Below are 20,193 nucleotides of genomic sequence, written 5' to 3' on the forward strand. Positions count from 1 at the left end.
TAATATCATGTAGATAGAGGCACGGCTTCTTTAAGTAAATGATAAAGCCAGAAATCCAAATAGGATTTCTGGCTTTTATGCGCTATATAGAAATTGTATGTTCTGCAGCAGCTTCTTTTTTTACAGTTAGCCATCTACCAATTACCATAACGAGCAATGCAAGAAACACGATGACACCAGCAAATACAAGTGCTGCTTTATAGCTACTATAAACTTCAACCAGCTTTCCTGCGACGATCGGTCCGATAATTTGTCCAAAAGCATAAAAGGTTGTTAATAAAGATACAACAAAACCGCTCTGTGTCGGGAAAAGCTGTCGTGCATAGGAAGTAGTTAACGTGACAATTCCTACAAAGGTCAGACCAAATAAAAATGATGCTAACAATACGCTCCATACAGTTTGTGAAAATACGGGTAATAGGATGCCAATCACTTGAAGTATGTATGCCACAAACAAAATTTTTATCGCTGAAAACTTCTCCAATAAGACCGTCCAAACAGGTGCTGATGGAATAGCTGCAAGTCCCACAATAACCCAGCTGTAAGAGGAGTAAGCTTGGAGAGAAGGGATATTATGAATAATATCAACCAAAAAAGTACCTGTAATAATATAGCCTAATCCCTCTAAGCCATAGGATAGAATCAGCCATGGCATAAAGCCTCTTGTCATTTTGGTATCGAGCGTTTTCATCACTTTTATGCTGTCTTGAACCTCTAAATTTCTCCACAGAATAAAGGTAATGAGTAAAAAGATAGCTGATAGCATACCTAAACCTAGCCATGTTCCCTCCCAAGCAAATTTCGCTTCTATTGTAGGAACACATAAGCCAGAAATAGCAATTCCCAAACCAATGCCACTAAATACATAGCCAGACCATCGCGATAATGAATGTCTCGCCAAATAATCCATCATAATGCTAGACGTTAAAACAAAAATAAGCCCACCTGTAATGCCTGCGATTAAACGTAGAACTAGCCATACAGAATACACCTCTAGCAAGCCCATTAATCCCACCGATAGAACATTGAAAACGACACTTGCCAATAAAATATTTTTACGTCGACGATGAATAAATCCTGCCCATAATGCGCCAATGAAATAGCCAATATAATTGCTTGAAGCCAAAAATCCAGCCACCTCTAACGAAAATCCTACATCATGACGCATAAATGGCAAAATCGGTGTAAATGCAAATCGACTAATTCCCATTGCGACAACTAGTAATAAAATTCCTCCAAAGACAACCCCCATATGCTGTCGAGTCATTTTTATCCCCCTCCCCTTTTTCCTACTGTAATTATAAGGATACAGAGCGTAAATTAATAAATCTAATATATAATGTATATAAAATCATAAAAAAAATTAATGAAAGGTGCTTGCATATGAATTTACACGCTTTACGGCTATTTACAAAGGTGGCTGAGCACAATAGTGTTTCCAAAGCGGCACAAACGCTTATGATTAGTCAGCCTGCTGTCACCATTCAAATACGAAATTTAGAAAAAGAGCTAGGTTTGACCCTGATAGAATCCAAAGGGAGAGGCATTGCATTAACACCAAATGGCACGTTTTTATATAAACAGGCACAGCGATTATTTGATTTAGAAATCGATATTGAATATAAAATTGAACAACTGAAATATACAGGCAATGAGGAATTACAAATTGCCTCGACGCATGTGCCTTCCCATTTTTTACTGCCCAAATGGTTGGCTCATTTTAAACAAATTTATCCAGCAACAAATCTCCATTTAAAAACGGCTAATTCACAGCAAGTCATTGAGGAATTATTGCATTATAAAGCTGACTTAGCCTTTATCGTTAAAGAAGATGGCCATCATCCTGATATTAATTATCAATTTCTGATGAATTTAGATTATTGGTTTATCGTGCCATACAGTCATCCATTAGCAGGTCAAACGGTTTCCCTCGCAGAACTTATGGAACAGCCCTTTGTGACAAGGGAAGACGGGAGTTCCACAAAAGAATATTTAAATGCTTTATGTAAAGTGCATAAAATTCCCCCACCGAAAGTAGGACTGCAACTAGATGGAATTAATGAATCGATCCATGCTATTGCAGCAGGTTTCGGAACAATGCTAGCTCCGTCCATAGCAGCTTCTAGCTTTATCCAGCAGCAACAGGTTGCCCGTGTTTTTATTAAGGATATTGATATTCAACGTCCTATCTATCTTTGTACACGAAAAAATGAACAGCACCATTCCCCCTCCTTTCATAACTTTCTTCATATCATCAATGAATCCATTCTATAAAAAGAAGGCACGCTAAAACATGTGCCTTCTTCTCATCCATCAATGCTTGTCAAAGCTGTAAAAATGTAGTTGGACAGCTTCTTTTTTTCTTTCACAAACTCATTAATATTCGTTTTTTATAGACTTCATAGTTTATATAGCCTATAATAATCCGTGTTATTATCAATAAACGAACATTAAGGTGGTTTTTATGACTGAATATACGTATATTTTCAAAGGGACAGCTTTTACTAGTAAATCTGCTACTGAAGTTCAAATTTTAAAAGATTATTTGTTTTTCATAAATGCTGACGGCATGATTGATAAAGCAGTCGGTCCAGAACGTACTGATTACCAACAACTATTAACTACATATCAACATCAACCTAATTTCCATCCATTAGCTGAAGGTCAATATTTCTTACCAGGATTTGTTGACTTGCACGTTCATGCACCACAATGGGCACAATCGGGTACAGCCTTAGACATTCCACTTTATGACTGGCTAAACACTTATACGTTCCCAATCGAATCAAAATTTTCGGATTTAACGTTTGCACAAGAGGTTTACGAGGATTTAGTGAGCACGCTGCTTGCCAATGGCACAACAACATCCTTATATTTTGCGACAGTTCATAAAGAAGCTAGCATACTGTTAGCTAAAATCTGTGCTGAAAAGGGCCAACGTGGCCTTGTCGGAAAAGTGGTCATGGATGATCCTGAGCAAAATCCCGATTTTTATCGAGATGCAAACACACAAACCGCATTAGCTGATACAGAAGAGTTTATTTTAGCGGTAAAAGAATTAGCGAAAACAACTAAACAAGGTGTTTACCCCGTGGTCACACCTCGCTTTATTCCAAGTTGTACAGATGATGCCTTAATAGGCTTAGGTGATTTAGCAGCGAAATACGATACTCATATTCAATCTCACTGTAGCGAAAGTGACTGGGAGCATGGTTATGTCAGAGAGAGATTTAATAAGAATGATGCAGTAGCCTTACATGATTTTGGTTTATTAGGTGATAAATCGGTTATGGCTCATTGTAACTTTTTAAGTGATGATGATGCTCAATTATTTGCTGAAACAGGCACTGCCATTGGTCATTGTCCAATCTCTAATGCCTATTTTGCTAACAGTGTGATTCCAATCGCCCGCTTCCATGCAATGGGCATTGATATTGGATTAGGCTCAGATGTTTCAGGGGGATTTTCTCCAAGTCTTTTTGATAATGCAAGACAAGCTGTTATGTCATCAAGAATGTTAGAGGATGGTGTCGATACAACCCTTGCAGCTGAAAAACGAGGTGTGCCAAATTCACGTATTACCATTAATGAAGCCTTCTATCTAGCCACTGCTGGTGGTGGTAAAAGCTTAAGCCTTCCAATTGGGCGTTTACAAGAAAACTATACATGGGATGTACAAATTATAGATACAAAAATCCCTACTGCTAAGCTTCCAATTTTTGATCAAAAGGAAGATTTACTCGATATATTCCAAAAAATAATGTATCTTGTACGCCCAGAAAATATCCGTGAGGTATGGGTGCAAGGAAGTAAAGTTCATGCGAGAGACTAGTCATTCTCTTATTCATTAAAAATCTATCATTTTGAGGTGTACAACTTCGTGAAAACGCAACATAGTAAACGAACAAACGAAACAAGAAAAACACAATTAACCGTATTACCAGATGAAAAAATCTCGTTCAGCCAATCAGCTCTACTAGGTTTACAGCATGTCATGGCCATGGATGTTTACGTTGTGCCATTTTTAATTGCCATGCTCATTGGTCTACAAACAGGGCAGGCAGGTGCATTAATTCAATCCACCTTTATTGCGGCAGGAATTGCGACTATTGTACAAACCCATTTTTGTATGAAATTACCGATGGCACAAGGCCCTTCCTATGTTCCACTAGGGGCTATTGTTGGAATCTATGCGGCAAGTGGCAGTGGTGATTTAGGCTGGAGCACTGTGCTAGGTGCCAGCTTAATCGGTGCTATTTGCGTCATTATTTTAGGCTATACAGGCATTTTCAATAAAATTGTTCAAACATTTATTCCACCGATTGTTGGCGGTACGATTATCTTTGTTGTCGGTCTTTCCTTAATGCCTGTCGGTTTAAGTGATAATATTTTTAATGGAGCAGGTGCATCCATTAATCAGAACATCTATTTAGCTTTGATTTCAGCCATTGTATTAATCATTTGTGTCATGTTAGGGACAGTCTTCCACCAAAAAGGGCGTCTATTCCGTATTGCATCTGTCATCATTGCCTTAATCGGCGGCAGTATTGCGGCAAATAGGATGGGTGTTTTAGATTTATCTCCTGTATCACAAGCAAAATGGTTTAGTATGCCGCAAATTCCATTTGCAGATTTCGGCTTTAGCTTTAATATTTCAGCCATTATCACAATGGTCATTATTTATATTGTCTTAATGGCGGAAACAACAGGAACATGGTTTGCCATTAGCAATGTCATCGACAAACCATTAACAGATCAACAAATTAATCGAGGCGTTATTGGTGAAGGCATTGGCTGTTTTATTGCTTCATTACTAGGCTCTACACCTGTGACGGGTTACTCTACAAATGCAGGTGTTATCTCAATTACAGGGATTGCGAGCCGTCGAGTATTTATAGCAGCAGGTATTTGGTTTATCATCTTCGGCTTCTCTGGTAAATTAGCGGCACTTATTTCAGCCATTCCTTCAGCAGTCATTGGTGGTGTATTTGTCATCGTCTGTGGCATTATTGCCATCAGCGGATTACAGGTGATGAAAAATGAACATATTGGCGAAAAGGAAATGTATGTCATTGCGATTCCTGTCATTTTAACGTTAGCTCTGACATTATTGCCTGATGATTTCCTTTATTCACTACCTACAACCGTTCAATATTTATTTGGATCGCCTATCGCAACCGCTGCGCTAGTAGCGATTTTCCTTAATAAAATTCTACCAAGCTCAAAATAGCAAGTATCTACAATGCATAGCACCTCTAGTCCATTTGGATTGCAGGTGTTGTGCCTATTTATTTTCTAAAATTTCTGTTTCCTTCCCTGCTAATCTGTTATACTAGAGCAAAAAAGTAGGGATTCAGAATGGTATATGATGTCATAATAGTTGGTGCTGGCTCCATGGGGATGGCGGCTGGTTATTATTTAGCAAAGAAAGGTAACAAAGTTCTTATGCTAGATGCCTTTACTCCCCCGCATGAAGAAGGTAGTCATCATGGAGATACAAGAATCATTCGCTTTGCTTATGGTGAAGGGGCTAGCTATGTACCTTTTGTAAAAAGAGCTGGTGAGCTTTGGCAAGAGCTAGAGTCTTTAGCCAATGAGAACTTATTTTTACAAACTGGCGTAGTCAATATTGGAGAACCAACCTGTGACTTTATTCAGAATGTCAAGGCAAGCTCAGCACTCTATGATTTAGCACTCGAACATTATTCAGCAGCGGAAGCGATGAACAAATGGCCAGGGCTATTCTTGCCAGAAGATTTAGTGGCTTGCTTTGAGCCGACAGCAGGCGTCCTTCGGGTAGAAGCATGTATTCGAGCATATCAAAAATTGGCGTTAGAGGCTGGTGCAAGCTTACAGACGAATGAAAAAGTACTTGCTATTCAAGCTGGAGAAATTGTACAGGTGCAAACTGTACATAACCTTTACAAAGCAAAGCACTTAATAGTGACGGCTGGTGCATGGGCAACCGAGTTACTACAAACGATGGGCGTAACCATCCCAGTTACCCCAACACGTAAAACGTTTGCATGGTTTGAGGCAGATGAGGAGCTTTATCGTGATGAAAATTTCCCAGCCTATTGCTTTGAATTTGCAGATTCAACCTACTACGGCTTTCCTAGTATTGATGGAGCAGGATTAAAACTTGGGCGACATGATGGTGGCGAAGTGATCAATCCAAATACTCCTTTGCGCCCATTTGATGATGCAGATCTTGTTGATTTACAAAATTTCATTCATCAGTTTATGCCCAAGCATGGTGCAATAAAATACGGCAAAACATGCAAGTATTCGATGACTCCTGATGAAGATTTTATAATTGACTTTTTGCCTAAACATCAAAATATTATTATTGCTGCAGGTTTTTCGGGCCATGGCTTTAAATTTAGTAGCGCTGTAGGGGAAGTACTAGCGGAATTAATTGTAGATGGCAAAAGTAAACAGGATTTATCAACCTTTAAGTTGAATCGATTTTAAAAAAATAAAGATTGGTACAACGAACGCATAATCGTTGTACCAATCTTTTATTTTTGTATCAGCACTTGAAACTCTTGCCAATCATATAAACGTGGAAGATTCACATGCTGGTTATAGGATTGATTTTTTAAGATCACCTTTGTTGTCACATCATGAAGTGTTTCCAGCACTGTTGGTTTATCATCTACATAAACATCTAACGCAAGCTCTTTTATAATATTGACTTTTTCTGCATCCTGCATTCCACAGAAAAAATGACCGTCCGTTATTGGAAAACCTTGCGCCTCCATCCATGCTCTTGTTTGTGCACAGTATTGTTTGGGACGAGATGTAATATAGTAAATATCATGCCCTTGCGCCGCTAGAGCTTGGAGCGTTTTTATTGCCCCCTCAAAAGAAGGACAGTCCGTAAAATAAATCTCCTCCATTGTACTATTCCACATTGCATAACCTTCTTCGTCTGTTAAACCAAAAGGCTCATGTATTTCTACACGTTGTAAGGCTTGAAAGGTTTTAAAGGAAACATTTTTACCTAGTTTTTTATTATAGAGTAAAAAAGCGTGTGCTCGTAAATCAATTAAAGTGTCATCTATATCAAAGCCAAATTTCATCTAGTTGTTCGCCCTTTCAAGAAGCCTTATTTATAAAGTTAGAAGCAAATGTTTGCTCTTTTTCAATTTGTTTTGCTAATACTTCCTCAATGGCTTGCTTACGCATTTGTTGAAAATCTTGTACATTAAATTGTGCTAACGTGTCTTTATTTAGCAAAGATGCCAAACAATCGGCATCCTTTAGAGCACTATTTAATCCAAATGCCCCAGTTGGTGTCATCGTATGGACAGCATCACCTAACAATACAATGCCCTGGGTACCCCAACAGTCACAGTGACTACTGAAAACATCTAATAACACAAAATCTTTCCAAGATTGAATATGCTCTTGTACTGTATTAGCTAATAGTGGAAATTGTGTTGTAAGCTGCTGGATAAAAGGAGTAAAAGCTTGTTTGCGCAGCTGAGGGAAACTACCCTGTTCGATATTCCAGCCTATTTGAATATAACCACCAACTTGCGTAAACAATGACAGCTGCTTATCATCGATTAGTGCCATTTTTATCGAAGGTTCCCAATTTTGGGGTGCAGGAATTTTAGCCCATAGTAAATCAAAGCCATGTTTCTGTTTCTGAACATCAATATGTGCTTCCTTACGAATGGTAGAATAGCGACCATCTGCACCAATAATTAATTGGCTATCAATTTTAATAGTGTTTCCATTTTTTATTGCTATAACTCCTCTATAATGACCAGAAGTGTCTACGATGAGCTTTGTTACCTTTGTATGTAGCAAGCATGTAAAGTTGGGAAACGGCCGTGTATTTTGTAAAATTCCCTTTAATAAATGAGCTTGTGGGACATGTATGCCTAAATGACCTACTGCTTCATCAGGAAAAATCGTTTTAAAGGCGTTACCATCTGCGTAATACTCCAGCTTCTCCATTCGTAATATACCGTGTGACTCAACTGCCTCAAAAAGATGATGATTTTTTAAAACAGCCTCGCCCTCTTCATTTAAGTGCTCGCCTCGAAATGACTGACCAAGTGCTGCGTTTTGCTCAAGTAGGATCACTGTTAGCCCTTTTTTGGCTAGTAAGTAGGCTAACAGTGCGCCAGCTGGTCCTGCCCCTACTATACAAACATCTGCTTGATAGTTCACTTTTCTTCACCTTGCTTTGGATAAGCAATAATACGCAAATCCTCGCCTACCTTATCAAATGAAGTCCATTCAACATTCCATGCCTCATTCATTTGAGAAGGACTATAACCAGCAAACGGTGTTAATGATAGATTCCCACCGAGAACTTTAGGCGCTATATACACCACATATTTGTCGATCGCTTCTTGCTGTAAAAAAGAAGCATTTATTTTACTTCCTCCTTCGAGCAAAATATCCGTAATGCCATGTGTATAAAGCTTTTCAAGCATATCATCAAGCTGAAGTCCATATTCATTTTTACGTACTGGTAAAACCGTCACACCTTTGTCTGTAAATCGCTTCATTTTTTCTTGGCTTACGTCCTCACTACATACAAGAATCGTATGTGCTTCCTCCGTATTTAACACATTTGCATAATCGGGTGTGCGTAGAGAACTATCCATAATAATACGTGTTGGATTTTTTCCGTATCCTTCTTTTAATCTTGTTGTTAAAGTAGGATTGTCAGCAATGACTGTACCCACACCGACTAAAATTCCATCTACTTCATGGCGAATATAGTGAACATCCTCACGTGCAGCCTCGCCAGTTACCCATTTAGAATGCCCTGTATGTGTGGCAATTTTCCCATCTAAAGTCATAGCAAATTTGGAAATAACAAATGGGCGTTGTGTCAGCATATTGTGGATGAAACGTTCATTAACACGGCGAGCTTGTTGCTCCAAAACTCCCACCTCAACTACTATTCCCGCATCCCGTAGCAATTGAATGCCTTGCCCTGCTACAGCTGGGTTTGGATCTTGCATGGCTACCACAACTCGACTTACACCAGATTCCTTCACTAGCTTCGCACAAGGTGGTGTCTTCCCATAATGCGAACAAGGCTCTAACGTTACATATAATGTAGCATCTTGTGCATGCTCTCCAGCCATACGAAAAGCATGCACTTCAGCATGTGGTTCACCTGCTTTTCTGTGTAAGCCCGTGCCTACAATTACGCCATTCTTCACGATCACAGCCCCAACAAGTGGATTAGGGTTCGTATTTCCTTTGGCACTCGCTGCTAAATCGAGTGCTAATTGCATATACTTTTCATCAACATTTGCCATCATCACAACCTCCACCTATTGTTTTTCGCGCATATGTCCAGATTTTTCAACTTTTGTTTCTAAATAAAAACGATTCGTCTCTGTCAAACCGCCCCATAATGGAACATGCCCTTCGGCAGCCATACCGCGAGCCTGTAAAGCAGCCAATTTCTTCGGATTATTTGTAATAAGTGTGACAGGTTTTGTGCGTAGAGTAGCTAATACCGCAAGTGCCTCGTCATATGAGCGAGTATCATCTGGGAAGCCGAGTGCATGATTTGCTTCTACTGTATCTAGCCCTTCCTCTTGTAATAAATAAGCAAGAGATTTAGAGAATAACCCTATGCCACGACCTTCATGATCGGCTAAATAAAATATAGCGCCACAGCCGTGCTCTGCGATCATTTTCATGGATTCATGCAACTGGTAGCCACAATCACAGCGCTGACTGCCAAAGATGTCACCAGTGTGACAAATACTATGCATTCGGATTAAAGCATCCTCGGAATGGGTAAAATCACCATACACCAGCACAGATGATTGTTGCAAAAATGCTAAATTGGCATTTGCTAAACCATCAATAATTTCCTCTTTCGTTAAATTTGCATCAACTGTTAGCCAGTTATACCATTGAAATGATGCAGAAAAATCGCCTTGTTTTACAGGCAAATTTACTGGGCCAACTAGACAAATATTTTCTGTATTTGTATGCTTCACGATTGTCATTTTATCCTTCACTAAGTCCATAACTTTAGTCGTAATTGTCATATTAATCTCCAACCTTCTATAGAAACAGTTGGCTGAATTCGCCAACTGAGCACATGTATTTTTACATCACTTACATAACGTAACTTAGTTTATAATAATAACTAAAAAGTGTCAAACAACAGCTATTATTCTTTTAATATAAATGATAGATACCAAAATTTTAGCATTACTTTTTCATCATATACCACTAGCTTATGGAGGTGCTATTTTTTCTGTGCAGGCTAGTCTATAATAAGCTGTGGTACTGTAATGACGAAAGGAAGTTTAAAATGAACTTAGAAAAAAATGTTCAAGTAAAACAGCCAAAATATCAACAAATAGCCATCGACCTTGCCTCTAAGATCGTAGAAAGAAAATACCGCATTGGCGATAAAATATACGCAAGATCCTCTCTTGCAAGTCAATACAATGTTTCAGCAGAGACTGCGAGAAGAGCCATTGCCGTGTTACAAGACTTAGAAATTGTTGAGGCTTCTAAAGGTAGCGGCGTAATTATTAAATCGTATGAAAAAGCAGCACAATTCGTCAGACAGTTTCATGATGTTCAATCCATTCACGAAATACAAAATGAACTATTGACGAGTATTCAAAAGCAGCATCATGAATTAATTAATTTACAGGACAAGGCAAAGCAGCTCATTAGCCGCACTGAGCATTACCGTTCGGTCAATCCATTCATTCCTTATCAATTAGAAATGACAGCTGATAGTCCATGCATTCATCAAACTGTACAAACCTTAAATTTTTGGCAAAATACATCAAGCACCATTGTTGGTATACGACGTGGCAATGAATTATTACTATCCCCTGGTCCTTATGTCTCATTTGAGGAAGGTGACATTATTTATTTTGTCGGAAATGATGAAAGCTTCGCCAGAGTTCAAAGCTTTTTATATCCAAATTAAAAACCGTTTAAACGCTGATATAACAGCGTTTAAACGGTTTTTTTCTTATTAGTCGATTTGACAAAAGTAACAACCCTTTGTTACAGTAAGGTTGTTACTTGTTTATTTTTGGGTATCATTATCCTCACATAGTAATAATCTACGAAAGGAGTGCTTCTATGGAAAAAATTAAAATAGAACACGTATCAAAAGTGTTTGGTAAACATATTCCCCAAGCACTAGAACTCGTTAAACAGCAAAAAAGTAAAACTGATATCTTAAAAGAAACAGGTGCGACTGTTGGTGTATACGATGCAAGCTTTACGGTCAACGAAGGAGAAATCTTCGTGATCATGGGACTGTCAGGAAGTGGTAAATCAACACTTATACGGCTCTTAAACCGCCTTATTGAACCAACGAGCGGAAATATATATATCGATGGAGAAAATATTTCTACTATGGGAAAAGAAAGTCTACGGACTGTCAGAAGAAATAAAATGAGTATGGTTTTTCAAAACTTCGGTTTATTCCCCCATCGCACATTACTTCAAAATACCGAATATGGCCTTGAAGTTCGAGGTATTTCAAAGCAAGAACGCCAAGCAAAAGCGGAACAGGCTCTCGAAAATGCTGGATTACTCGCATACAAAGATCAATACCCAAGTCAATTATCAGGTGGTATGCAGCAACGTGTTGGGTTAGCACGTGCCCTTGCCAACGATCCTGAAATACTATTAATGGATGAAGCTTTTTCTGCACTGGATCCATTGATCCGTAAAGAAATGCAAGATGAGCTACTTGATCTACAACAAAAATTGAAGAAAACTATTTTATTCATTACACATGATTTAAATGAAGCATTACGTATTGGGGATCGCATCGCCATTATGAAGGATGGTTCAATCATTCAGATTGGTACAGGAGAAGAAATATTAACCAATCCAGCCAATGACTATGTCAAAACATTCGTGGAAGATGTGGACCGTTCGAAAGTATTAACAGCAGAAAACGTTATGGTGCGTCCTGTTTATGTCAATGTAGACCTTGACGGTCCTAAAGTAGCGCTTAAACGTATGCGTCAAGAGGCTGTCAGTTTATTAATGGCTGTTGATAAAAATAGACATTTAAAAGGCTTTATTACAGCTGATGATGCACTGGCTGCAGCTAAAAAACATGAACAAACAGTCCATTCTATTGTGCAATCAGAGGTGTTAACTGTTCCGCCAGATATGCTTTTACAGGATATTTTAGGAATGATCTATAATTCACCTACTCCTATTGCAGTTGTCAAAGATGACCGCTTACTGGGTGTTCTGATTAGAGGCGTTGTCATCCAAGCACTGTCAACGAGCGATGAGGAGGCCGAAGCACATGAATAATTTTTTAGATAATATTCCAACAATTCCACTAGCTACGTGGGTTGAATCAGCTATGGACTGGTTGACGAGTAATTTTTCAGCGTTCTTTAACACGATTCAACAATTTGGAAAACTACTCATGAATCAGGTCACTGATTTACTAATTAGTATCCCAGCCATTATTCTTATATTACTTGTCGTGATATTTGCCTTCTTTGTAGCTGGTAAAAAATTCGGGCTTGCCGCATTTTCATTAATAGGCTTGCTGTTTATCTATAACCAAGGATTATGGACTCACCTTATGGAGACAACCACGCTTGTAATCTTTTCAAGTATTATATCCATCATCATCGGTATTCCACTTGGTATTCTAATGTCCAAATCAACAATAGCTGAAAACATTATTAAACCAATACTCGATTTCATGCAAACAATGCCTGGCTTTGTGTACCTAATCCCAGCAGTTGCCTTCTTCGGTATCGGGATTGTGCCTGGTGTCTTTGCTTCTGTTATTTTTGCTTTACCCCCAACTGTACGTATGACAAACCTAGGTATTCGTCAGGTACCAAAGGAATTAGTAGAAGCCGCAGACTCTTATGGTAGTAAGGCTAGTCAAAAACTATTTAAAGTAGAAATTCCTCTTGCGAAATCAACGATTATGGCAGGAATTAACCAAACCGTTATGCTATCACTTTCTATGGTAGTTATCGCCTCTATGATTGGGGCTCCAGGTCTAGGACGTGAAGTATTAACAGCCTTACAGCGTACACAAGTTGGGAATGGCTTCGTTGCAGGCTTAGGCTTAGTTATTTTTGCGATTATCATTGACCGTTTAACACAAAGCTTCAATAAAAAGAAAGCTGTATAGAATATAGTTAATCTTTCTCGCCTGCAGCCATCAAGCGATGGGTGTCGGCAGTTTGATACAAAACGATGAATAGAAAGGGAGATTCGATGAAACTGAAAACACTATCTAAGTTAGGAATGGCTCTAGGTCTAGGCCTCATGCTTGCTGCATGTAGTGGAGGCGACACAGGGTCAAGCTCTGGTAAAAACAGTGATTCTAAGGAGGTCAACTTAGCCTATGTTGAATGGGATACAGAAATCGCATCAACGAATGTCGTGGGTCAAGTACTCGAAGATTTAGGCTATGATGTAGCATTAACTCCTTTGGATAATGCGATTATGTGGGAGGCTGTTTCGAAAGGAGAGGCTGATGGAATGGTAGCGGCATGGTTACCACATACACACGCCTCACAATATGAGAAATATAAAGCTAATTTAGATGAGCTTGGCGAAAACCTTGCTGGTGCAAAAATTGGCTTAGTTGTCCCAAGTTATATGAATGTAAATTCTATTGAAGATTTAACAAATGAAGCTGATCATACTATTACAGGTATCGAGCCTGGTGCTGGTATTACTGCTGCTACAGAAAAAGCTTTAGGAGAATATGATAATTTAGCAGATTGGAACTTTATTACATCTTCTTCTGGTGCCATGACAACTTCATTGGCAAAAGCGTTAAAAAATAAAGAAGAAATCATTGTAACTGGTTGGTCACCACACTGGAAATTTGCAAAATATGATCTTAAATACTTAGAAGATCCAAAAGGTGTATATGGTGGAGAAGAAACAATTAATACATTCGCTCGTAAAGGCTTAAAAGAAGATTTACCAGATGTATACTCGGTGCTTGATAACTTCCACTGGACTGCAGAGGATTTAGAAAGTGTCATGCTTGAAGTAATGGATGGCAAAGATCCAAAAGAGGCTGCAAAAGAATGGGTGGAAGCTAATCCAGATAAAGTAGCAGAATGGACAAAAGACGTAAAAAAATAATATAAAAAATGCACTTCCACTTTTACAAGGGGAAGTGCATTTTTTCTTACGACAATAGCTTCAACATAATGGCTGCTCCTAAAACAAGTACAATGCAAACCATCCGTCTCCAATCCTTTGATTCATTAAAAAATAACATACCCAGTAGTGCTCCCCCAGCTGCTCCAATTCCTGTCCAAATAGCATAGGCAGTACCCATTGGTAATGTTTCCATCGCATAAGCAAGACCCGCAAAACTTAAGGTAAATGCAAAAATCAGCAGCCCTAAATTTTTTATAGTCTTTGTTTTATTATATTTACTAATCATATATACGCCCATCATCTCACATAACCCTGCCATAACTAATGCCATCCATGCCATTATTCATTCACCTCTTGTTCCTTCGGCTCTCCCGTTACAAGCTTTAAGCCCACAACTCCTGCAAGTAAAACAACAATACATATTATTTTGGCTAATTTCCACGGCTCCCCAAACAACAAGCTATCTGCACAAACAGTCCCCGCTGTCCCTAATCCAACAAAGACAGCGTATACCGTACCAACAGGTAAATGCTCCCCCGCTTTTATGAGTAAATAAAAACTAATAAAAATAGCAATAACTGTCCCAATCCATTCCAGCACACTCGTTGCATGCTTTAAACCAATGACCCAGCCTACTTCAAAGCAAGCCGCTATAATGACACTGATCCACTGTTTATTCATCCTAAATCCCTCCATTTTATGAGACACGGTCGATTAACTGATTGATAAAGCACCTTCCTCAGCTTTCGCCAAATAACATGATTTTAGCCAAACAAAAAAGCCTGAAGAAACTGTCATTAAACAGTATCTCCCAGGCTTTTATCCTTCCGTGTCACAAAATTAATTTGTGGTTTTCTCTCGGACCAGACTAGCAAAAGCTACGGAACCCTAGAAAACTTTTCATTCGATTGTTGCTCTTAGTATAGCAAACCTTTTAATAATTTTCCACTGGTACATAGCCGACCCTTTCAACCATCGCTTGCCCTTCCTCAGAAAGTATCCATTCAATAAGTTTCTGCGTATTTTGATTTTCTGTTCCGGCTGTGATGGCATAAAATTCAGCAACTAAAGGATATGTATCATTTTGAATCGTTTCTTTTGTTGGGGCTACCCCGTCAATGGATAGTAATTTGATTTTTTGATTACCGACCATCTCTGTAGAATAATATCTAAACGTAAAGCCCATTGCGTTTTTATAATTTCGATATTGTGATACTTCACGAATGATTCCTCCCATTCCCGACACAATATCTTCAGAAGGCGCCGCCATAATTGGCGTATTGCCCATCAATTTTTCTAATGTTGTTTGACTTCCACTATCTGCTGGGCGTTGAAAAGCACGGATTGGCTCATTCTCCCCACCGACCTCATGCCAATTGGTTATTTCACCAGCGTATATTTTCTTCACCTGCTCAAGCGTGACATTATCCACACTGTTTTTATGATGCACGAAGAAGACAAATGCTTCACGTCCAATTGGTGTCATGTCAAATGTAAGACCTTCCTTTTCTGCTTGCCACTCTTGTGAGGTGGACGGTGCTGCTGCAAAGATAAGATCCACATCTCCTGCTATTAAATTTTGATAGGCTTCAGGTGTTCGGCTTACTTGAACTCTACTAGTATCTGGCTGATAGTCACCTTTGGGATAAGTAGCCTCTACAAAAGCCGCATACAAAGGATACATGGCTGTTGCACCATCTAATCTTGGTAATGACTCGGTCAATTGTAAGGATGCTTTTGTGTCAGGCTTTATCACTTTATTGCCCAGCGTAAATGGCTGATAGGCAGATACATCAATTTCCGCATCAACAGTAGGAATGCTCATTTTATAATAATGTTGGATTGGTTTGATGGAAGCTATTAATAAGGCAATACCCATTACTCCAAATAACCATCCTCTTCGTCTTTTGGTGTTGGTCCATTTAAATACACTACAAATAAACAGGACAAATAAACAAACAGGTACTGTCCAAACTAACTGTATCAAATGAATGCTGCCATTCAGTGTGATAATCAATGCAACCATTAATGTCACTACTGATAAACCAATCAACACAGATACGATTTGTATAAACTTGAACATTGGAACCCCCTTTTAGTGTAATTTTACACTCCCTATAGTTAGCATACTTGAAAGATAGAGCATTCACAACTATATATTCTGAAAATTATGCTAAAATTAAATTTATCTTGATTTAACGACTGCTTTTGTTTTTACAAAAAAAACGGAAAAGTCCCTCTTTAAAGGGAGAGGAGCTTTTGAAGAGCAAGCTCGAATGAATCAGGACACCATTATGACGAGGCGTCAGTGATAAAAGTAGGAGGAATGTACATATGGCGATTGAAAAAGTACGTAGTCATTTAGCAAAATGGCATGTTGAGCACAAAATACAAGAGCTGGAAGAAAGCTCAGCGACTGTTGAATTAGCAGCGCAGGCCCTTGGCTGCGAGCCCGAACGCATCGCAAAATCATTATCTTTTCTTGTGAATGATGGCGCGGTATTAATTGTTGCTGCAGGGGATGCTAAAATCGATAATGCAAAATATAAAGCAATGTTTGGTACAAAGGCAAAGATGTTATCCAAAGACGATGTGGAGACGATGATTGGTCATGATGTCGGAGGTGTTTGCCCTTTTGGTGTGAACGAAGGTGTAGCCATTTATTTAGATGAATCTCTGAAACGTTTTACCACTGTTTTTCCTGCATGTGGTAGCAGCAATTCTGCCATTGAGGTAACGATTTCAGAACTCGAAACGTATGCCCCCTATAAAGAATGGATTGATGTCTGTAAAGGCTGGAATGAATAAGGACTAAACGATTGGCGAGACTATTAACAGTCTCGCCACTTCTACAAAACTAGATTTGTTAGTCCCTATAACCCACAGCTAGCCAATGTGAATCCCATTCTGTTATTTGATTACCGACACGACAGCTTAAACCACATGCTCGATTGTCAGCAACAAATGAACCTATTAGCCATTTTTTAGTCTGATATCCTTCTTTTAATTGAATTGTCATGCTAGGCATCTCCACATACTGTTGGAAAATAAATAAATTATCATCATAATGTGTGGATGTGGAGGCATTTATTTTCTGCCCACTTGCTGCGTAAATTTCTACTGTATTTCCTTCCCGAGAATAAACAGGCTTCTTCACATAAGGAAGATTATTACGAATAAACGGCTCAGCTGAAAGATAGGTTGGTAGCATATATTGCTGAATAGCTACCCGTTCCTCAGCGGTAAAGAGTAAAGGATCGTTTCTCCGCTCCCATATTAACCACAATAAGATTTTCGATTGTAATACATAAGCAGCAGGCGGATTAATGATAGCTAACTGTCGTTTTTTGACAAGTTCTAACAAATGCAGCCCAATGCGATCACCATCTGATGCTACATCATCCATTAAAAACTCTACAGGATGTGCAGGTCGAAATAATATATCGATTTTCTCCATTGCAGGTGTATAAAGACCTTGTACTATATGTGGTGTATCACTAGTAAATATGATGAGATCCTGGATAGGTACATACTCAATATCAAAAGGAATACAGCGCTTAATAAACTGTACCTGGCAATACTCCTCATAATCCTCTTTGGCTGCTTTACCCGTGATGACAACCTTTGGCTTTTTAACATTATGTAAATATTGCATGGCAGCAAAAAGCGCACCTGACAATGTTTTTTGTAAAGCTATTGTATCATTTGGATTGTTATAGCCAAGATGCTGACAAAGTGCCTCATTTATCTCGAAGGTTTCTTGTACAAGGAACGGTGTTTCTCCATTCAACTCTAGACATTTAATGTGGCCCTCCTCTGTACAAACAAAGTCAAATCGCGCCAAAACAGATTGCTGTTGTAAATAGTCTAATTGAATATACGGTATCATTTCAGGGCGAATCCCTAACGCTAAAAGTTGATCAATCGACAAATGCTTAAATTGTTTCCCTACTTTTAAAAAGATGCGCCAAAGTATTTGTGTTGCGTAGTGAAGTTGATCGATCTGCTGCTTTGGCAATTCTAAGACATCATATAACGCATACTCTAAATCCTCAAAGTCAGGAAAAAAGTCTGGGAATTTTGAATAGAACGCTTGCCGTTGTTGTGTATGATTCATCATGTTATTTGCTCCCTTTCCACACTTTATGAGGAGGACGAGCCGCCACGGGATGCTCCACCTGAACCAAAACCAGATTTTCCTTTGCTGGAGGGGGAGCTATTAGAGTAGGAGTTCGTGCTTTTTGATGAACTGTCTGTTGAATAAGAGCGTTGTCCACTCGAATAAGTATTTGAACCATTTGAAGTTGTACCAGCCTTATTTTTTGAACTGTTTGTAATACCATTTGTAGATTTATTATTTGCATTACCACTTTGTGTCGATCGCGGTACTGCAGAACCGCCACCATTTTGCTCATTTCGATCTGTGCCATTTTTTAAATTACGACTTTTATAAATAGCACTTCCAATCATTGCTCCAGCAGTTGCATACATAAGCCCATTAAAGAAATGCTGTGCATAGTAAGGAGAATTTTCATCAAGACATTCATAGGAGCCATCGTCTCCTTCTTGCCATTCATCACAGGCATCTGCCATTTCACTATTATAAACACTTACTATCTCTTCATTTGTGTTTCCTTGACCTTGATCTTCCGTTACTGGGGTAGACGTAGAAGAAGCTACTGTCTGTGTTTCGCTATTGCCACATGCTGCTAATTGGACAGCCATAAAAGATGCCGTTGTCACAGCCATATATTTTTTCATTTGCTTTGCCATATTATAAACGCTCCTTTATTTCTGTTCTCTAGTTTACGATTGTCTATCATGATAGGTTTCACTTTTACAAAAACATACAATTAATTTTAACAAAAAAATCCCAAACCGTATGCATGTTTGGGATTTCCAGAGTTTTATGATTGCTTTGTCACAGTTTTTTTGCCGTAAGTCATAAATCGCCATAGCTTTTCGAATGGTCCAATTGAAAAGAATTTAAACCAAATCACACTAAAAATAATTTGAATGATAAAAGTAATGCTCGCGATGATTACTATTTCTGATGGTGAAACGACTTGTAAGCCCATTAACGAAATGATAGCCGTCCCAATAAAGCTTTGTGCCAAATAGTTTGTAAACGCCATTTGTCCTACACGTCCAATTGGTTGAAGCAGCTTCGCTATTTGTTTATTTTCTAATAGTAAAAATAAACAGCTTAAATAAAAATAGGTTGTTGGCACAACTCCTAAGCCAATAATGGATTGGATTTGTTGGTCATCTGCTTGTGATGCGAACCAAATCCATAGAGAAAATCCAATAAAGAATGGACATGTACTATAAAGCACTCTTTTTATTTTTTGAGCATGCTCACTAATATGGCCAACCCAACCAGCTTTTGCAACTAAAAAACCACTTAAAAACATGATAAAAATCGCTACGGCATCATTTCCTAATAAGCCATAAATAGCTGATAAAACAGCATTATTTGGCATATACATTTGACCTAGGATAACAAGAATATGAAGTGAAATGATGGTAAATAACCATTTACTAATAGTTGAAATCTTGACAGAGTAAAATGGTAGCAATAAAAATCCAATCACTGCGTAAATGGCTAAGATGGAACCCCAAAATAGAAAAATATGAATAATGCCAATCAATAATAGCGCGAATAAACGTCTAGCAAAACGCTTTCTTGGTTTATCCCCACGAGCTTCTGCACGTGAAGCAAAAATATAAAAGCCAACACCAAACAGAAATGAAAAGATAGAGAAGAATTTCTTTTCAATGAAAATATCAATAAGTGAATCAATGATGCCATTGATACCACTCATATCAGGCATAGGTCCTCCCTCTATGAGGACCACATAAGCACCTACATTAATAAATAAAATACCGAATAACGCTAATCCTCGAATAATGTCTAAGGAAACGATACGTTCCTTTTGTGTAACAGATGGATTCATGTTGAATTAACTCCTTATCTTTTATGCTATAGCTAGCATAACTCCCCATCCTTACAGCTATTTTTTTTAAAGCTTACAGGAACCTTACAAA

General features: G+C 38.5%; 20 protein-coding genes and 1 riboswitch. Of the genes, 9 read left to right on the plus strand and 11 right to left on the minus strand.

Going from position 1 to position 20,193, the window contains the following annotated elements; all coding sequences use genetic code 11:
• Positions 1 to 82 precede the first annotated feature (82 nt).
• Entirely contained in the window at positions 83 to 1,267 is a 1,185-nt protein-coding gene (locus MHI34_RS00765; RefSeq protein WP_036127709.1) for a YbfB/YjiJ family MFS transporter, read from the minus strand.
• Between the two features lie 116 nt (positions 1,268 to 1,383).
• Here MHI34_RS00765 and MHI34_RS00770 point away from each other — a divergent pair, with 116 nt between their 5' ends.
• The 4 genes from MHI34_RS00770 to solA all read left to right on the plus strand — a co-directional run bounded on the left by MHI34_RS00770 (position 1,384) and on the right by solA (position 6,474).
• Entirely contained in the window at positions 1,384 to 2,274 is an 891-nt protein-coding gene (locus tag MHI34_RS00770; RefSeq protein WP_271912623.1) for a LysR family transcriptional regulator, read from the plus strand.
• Between the two features lie 190 nt (positions 2,275 to 2,464).
• The gene (gene guaD, locus MHI34_RS00775; protein ID WP_271912622.1) at positions 2,465 to 3,832 is read left to right on the plus strand and encodes a guanine deaminase; all 1,368 of its coding nucleotides are present in this window, start codon (positions 2,465 to 2,467) and stop codon (positions 3,830 to 3,832) included.
• A 48-nt stretch (positions 3,833 to 3,880) separates the two neighbouring features.
• Positions 3,881 to 5,230 carry a solute carrier family 23 protein gene (locus MHI34_RS00780; RefSeq protein WP_036127721.1) on the plus strand — a complete coding sequence of 450 codons (1,350 nt, stop codon included), beginning with the start codon at positions 3,881 to 3,883 and terminating at the stop codon, positions 5,228 to 5,230.
• A gap of 128 nt (positions 5,231 to 5,358) precedes the next feature.
• Positions 5,359 to 6,474, plus strand: a complete 1,116-nt coding sequence (gene solA, locus MHI34_RS00785) for an N-methyl-L-tryptophan oxidase (protein ID WP_036127723.1) — start codon at positions 5,359 to 5,361, stop codon at positions 6,472 to 6,474.
• Between the two features lie 47 nt (positions 6,475 to 6,521).
• Here the strand turns inward: solA and MHI34_RS00790 are convergent, their stop codons facing one another.
• Genes MHI34_RS00790 through MHI34_RS00805 form a run of 4 tightly spaced genes read right to left on the minus strand, consistent with a single transcriptional unit; the run spans position 6,522 to position 10,043 of the window.
• Positions 6,522 to 7,085: a hypothetical protein gene (locus tag MHI34_RS00790; protein ID WP_271912620.1), complete on the minus strand. Its 564-nt coding sequence runs from the start codon at positions 7,083 to 7,085 to the stop codon at positions 6,522 to 6,524.
• A gap of 16 nt (positions 7,086 to 7,101) precedes the next feature.
• Complete coding sequence (locus MHI34_RS00795; RefSeq protein ID WP_271912618.1) at positions 7,102 to 8,187, minus strand: FAD-dependent oxidoreductase; 1,086 nt, start codon at positions 8,185 to 8,187, stop codon at positions 7,102 to 7,104.
• On the minus strand, positions 8,184 to 9,296 hold the full coding sequence (ribD, locus tag MHI34_RS00800) for a bifunctional diaminohydroxyphosphoribosylaminopyrimidine deaminase/5-amino-6-(5-phosphoribosylamino)uracil reductase RibD (RefSeq protein WP_271913547.1): 1,113 nt from the start codon (positions 9,294 to 9,296) through the stop codon (positions 8,184 to 8,186). Before ribD ends, MHI34_RS00795 begins: the two co-directional genes overlap by 4 nt.
• Positions 9,297 to 9,311: 15 nt before the next feature.
• Positions 9,312 to 10,043: a GTP cyclohydrolase II gene (locus MHI34_RS00805; RefSeq protein ID WP_089932088.1), complete on the minus strand. Its 732-nt coding sequence runs from the start codon at positions 10,041 to 10,043 to the stop codon at positions 9,312 to 9,314.
• A gap of 269 nt (positions 10,044 to 10,312) precedes the next feature.
• On the opposite strand from MHI34_RS00805, the gene MHI34_RS00810 reads away from it, so the two are divergent.
• The 4 genes from MHI34_RS00810 to MHI34_RS00825 all read left to right on the plus strand — a co-directional run bounded on the left by MHI34_RS00810 (position 10,313) and on the right by MHI34_RS00825 (position 14,124).
• A complete protein-coding gene (locus MHI34_RS00810) occupies positions 10,313 to 10,948 on the plus strand; it encodes a TrkA C-terminal domain-containing protein (RefSeq protein ID WP_036127739.1) in 636 nt (211 codons plus the stop codon).
• 158 nt (positions 10,949 to 11,106) lie between these two features.
• The gene (locus MHI34_RS00815; protein WP_036127743.1) at positions 11,107 to 12,306 is read left to right on the plus strand and encodes a glycine betaine/L-proline ABC transporter ATP-binding protein; all 1,200 of its coding nucleotides are present in this window, start codon (positions 11,107 to 11,109) and stop codon (positions 12,304 to 12,306) included.
• Positions 12,299 to 13,153 carry a proline/glycine betaine ABC transporter permease gene (locus MHI34_RS00820; RefSeq protein WP_141903573.1) on the plus strand — a complete coding sequence of 285 codons (855 nt, stop codon included), beginning with the start codon at positions 12,299 to 12,301 and terminating at the stop codon, positions 13,151 to 13,153. The genes MHI34_RS00815 and MHI34_RS00820 overlap by 8 nt, the downstream gene beginning before the upstream one ends.
• 86 nt (positions 13,154 to 13,239) lie before the next feature.
• Positions 13,240 to 14,124: a glycine betaine ABC transporter substrate-binding protein gene (locus MHI34_RS00825; RefSeq protein ID WP_036127748.1), complete on the plus strand. Its 885-nt coding sequence runs from the start codon at positions 13,240 to 13,242 to the stop codon at positions 14,122 to 14,124.
• A 46-nt stretch (positions 14,125 to 14,170) separates the two neighbouring features.
• Here the strand turns inward: MHI34_RS00825 and MHI34_RS00830 are convergent, their stop codons facing one another.
• The 3 genes from MHI34_RS00830 to MHI34_RS00840 all read right to left on the minus strand — a co-directional run bounded on the left by MHI34_RS00830 (position 14,171) and on the right by MHI34_RS00840 (position 16,228).
• Positions 14,171 to 14,485, minus strand: a complete 315-nt coding sequence (locus MHI34_RS00830; RefSeq protein WP_036127751.1) for a multidrug efflux SMR transporter — start codon at positions 14,483 to 14,485, stop codon at positions 14,171 to 14,173.
• Positions 14,485 to 14,826 carry a multidrug efflux SMR transporter gene (locus tag MHI34_RS00835; protein WP_036127755.1) on the minus strand — a complete coding sequence of 114 codons (342 nt, stop codon included), beginning with the start codon at positions 14,824 to 14,826 and terminating at the stop codon, positions 14,485 to 14,487. The genes MHI34_RS00830 and MHI34_RS00835 overlap by 1 nt, the downstream gene beginning before the upstream one ends.
• 125 nt (positions 14,827 to 14,951) lie before the next feature.
• Positions 14,952 to 15,048, minus strand: a riboswitch (guanidine-I (ykkC/yxkD leader).
• Positions 15,049 to 15,079: 31 nt separating this feature from the next.
• Complete coding sequence (locus MHI34_RS00840; protein WP_036127758.1) at positions 15,080 to 16,228, minus strand: substrate-binding domain-containing protein; 1,149 nt, start codon at positions 16,226 to 16,228, stop codon at positions 15,080 to 15,082.
• Between the two features lie 251 nt (positions 16,229 to 16,479).
• Between MHI34_RS00840 and MHI34_RS00845 the strand changes: the two genes are divergently transcribed.
• The gene (locus tag MHI34_RS00845; RefSeq protein ID WP_058843284.1) at positions 16,480 to 16,953 is read left to right on the plus strand and encodes a YbaK/EbsC family protein; all 474 of its coding nucleotides are present in this window, start codon (positions 16,480 to 16,482) and stop codon (positions 16,951 to 16,953) included.
• Between the two features lie 58 nt (positions 16,954 to 17,011).
• Here the strand turns inward: MHI34_RS00845 and MHI34_RS00850 are convergent, their stop codons facing one another.
• From MHI34_RS00850 to MHI34_RS00860, 3 genes are all read right to left on the minus strand, one after another.
• Positions 17,012 to 18,265 (minus strand): glutathionylspermidine synthase family protein, encoded by a 1,254-nt coding sequence (locus tag MHI34_RS00850; protein ID WP_089932086.1) that lies wholly within the window; start codon positions 18,263 to 18,265, stop codon positions 17,012 to 17,014.
• Between the two features lie 23 nt (positions 18,266 to 18,288).
• On the minus strand, positions 18,289 to 18,918 hold the full coding sequence (locus MHI34_RS00855) for a hypothetical protein (RefSeq protein ID WP_036127814.1): 630 nt from the start codon (positions 18,916 to 18,918) through the stop codon (positions 18,289 to 18,291).
• Positions 18,919 to 19,052: 134 nt separating this feature from the next.
• On the minus strand, positions 19,053 to 20,102 hold the full coding sequence (locus tag MHI34_RS00860; protein ID WP_036127816.1) for a DUF418 domain-containing protein: 1,050 nt from the start codon (positions 20,100 to 20,102) through the stop codon (positions 19,053 to 19,055).
• Positions 20,103 to 20,193 lie beyond the last annotated feature (91 nt).

The organism is Lysinibacillus sp. FSL L8-0126, from assembly GCF_038630385.1.
Classification (GTDB): Bacteria; Bacillota; Bacilli; order Bacillales_A; family Planococcaceae; genus Lysinibacillus; species Lysinibacillus fusiformis_D.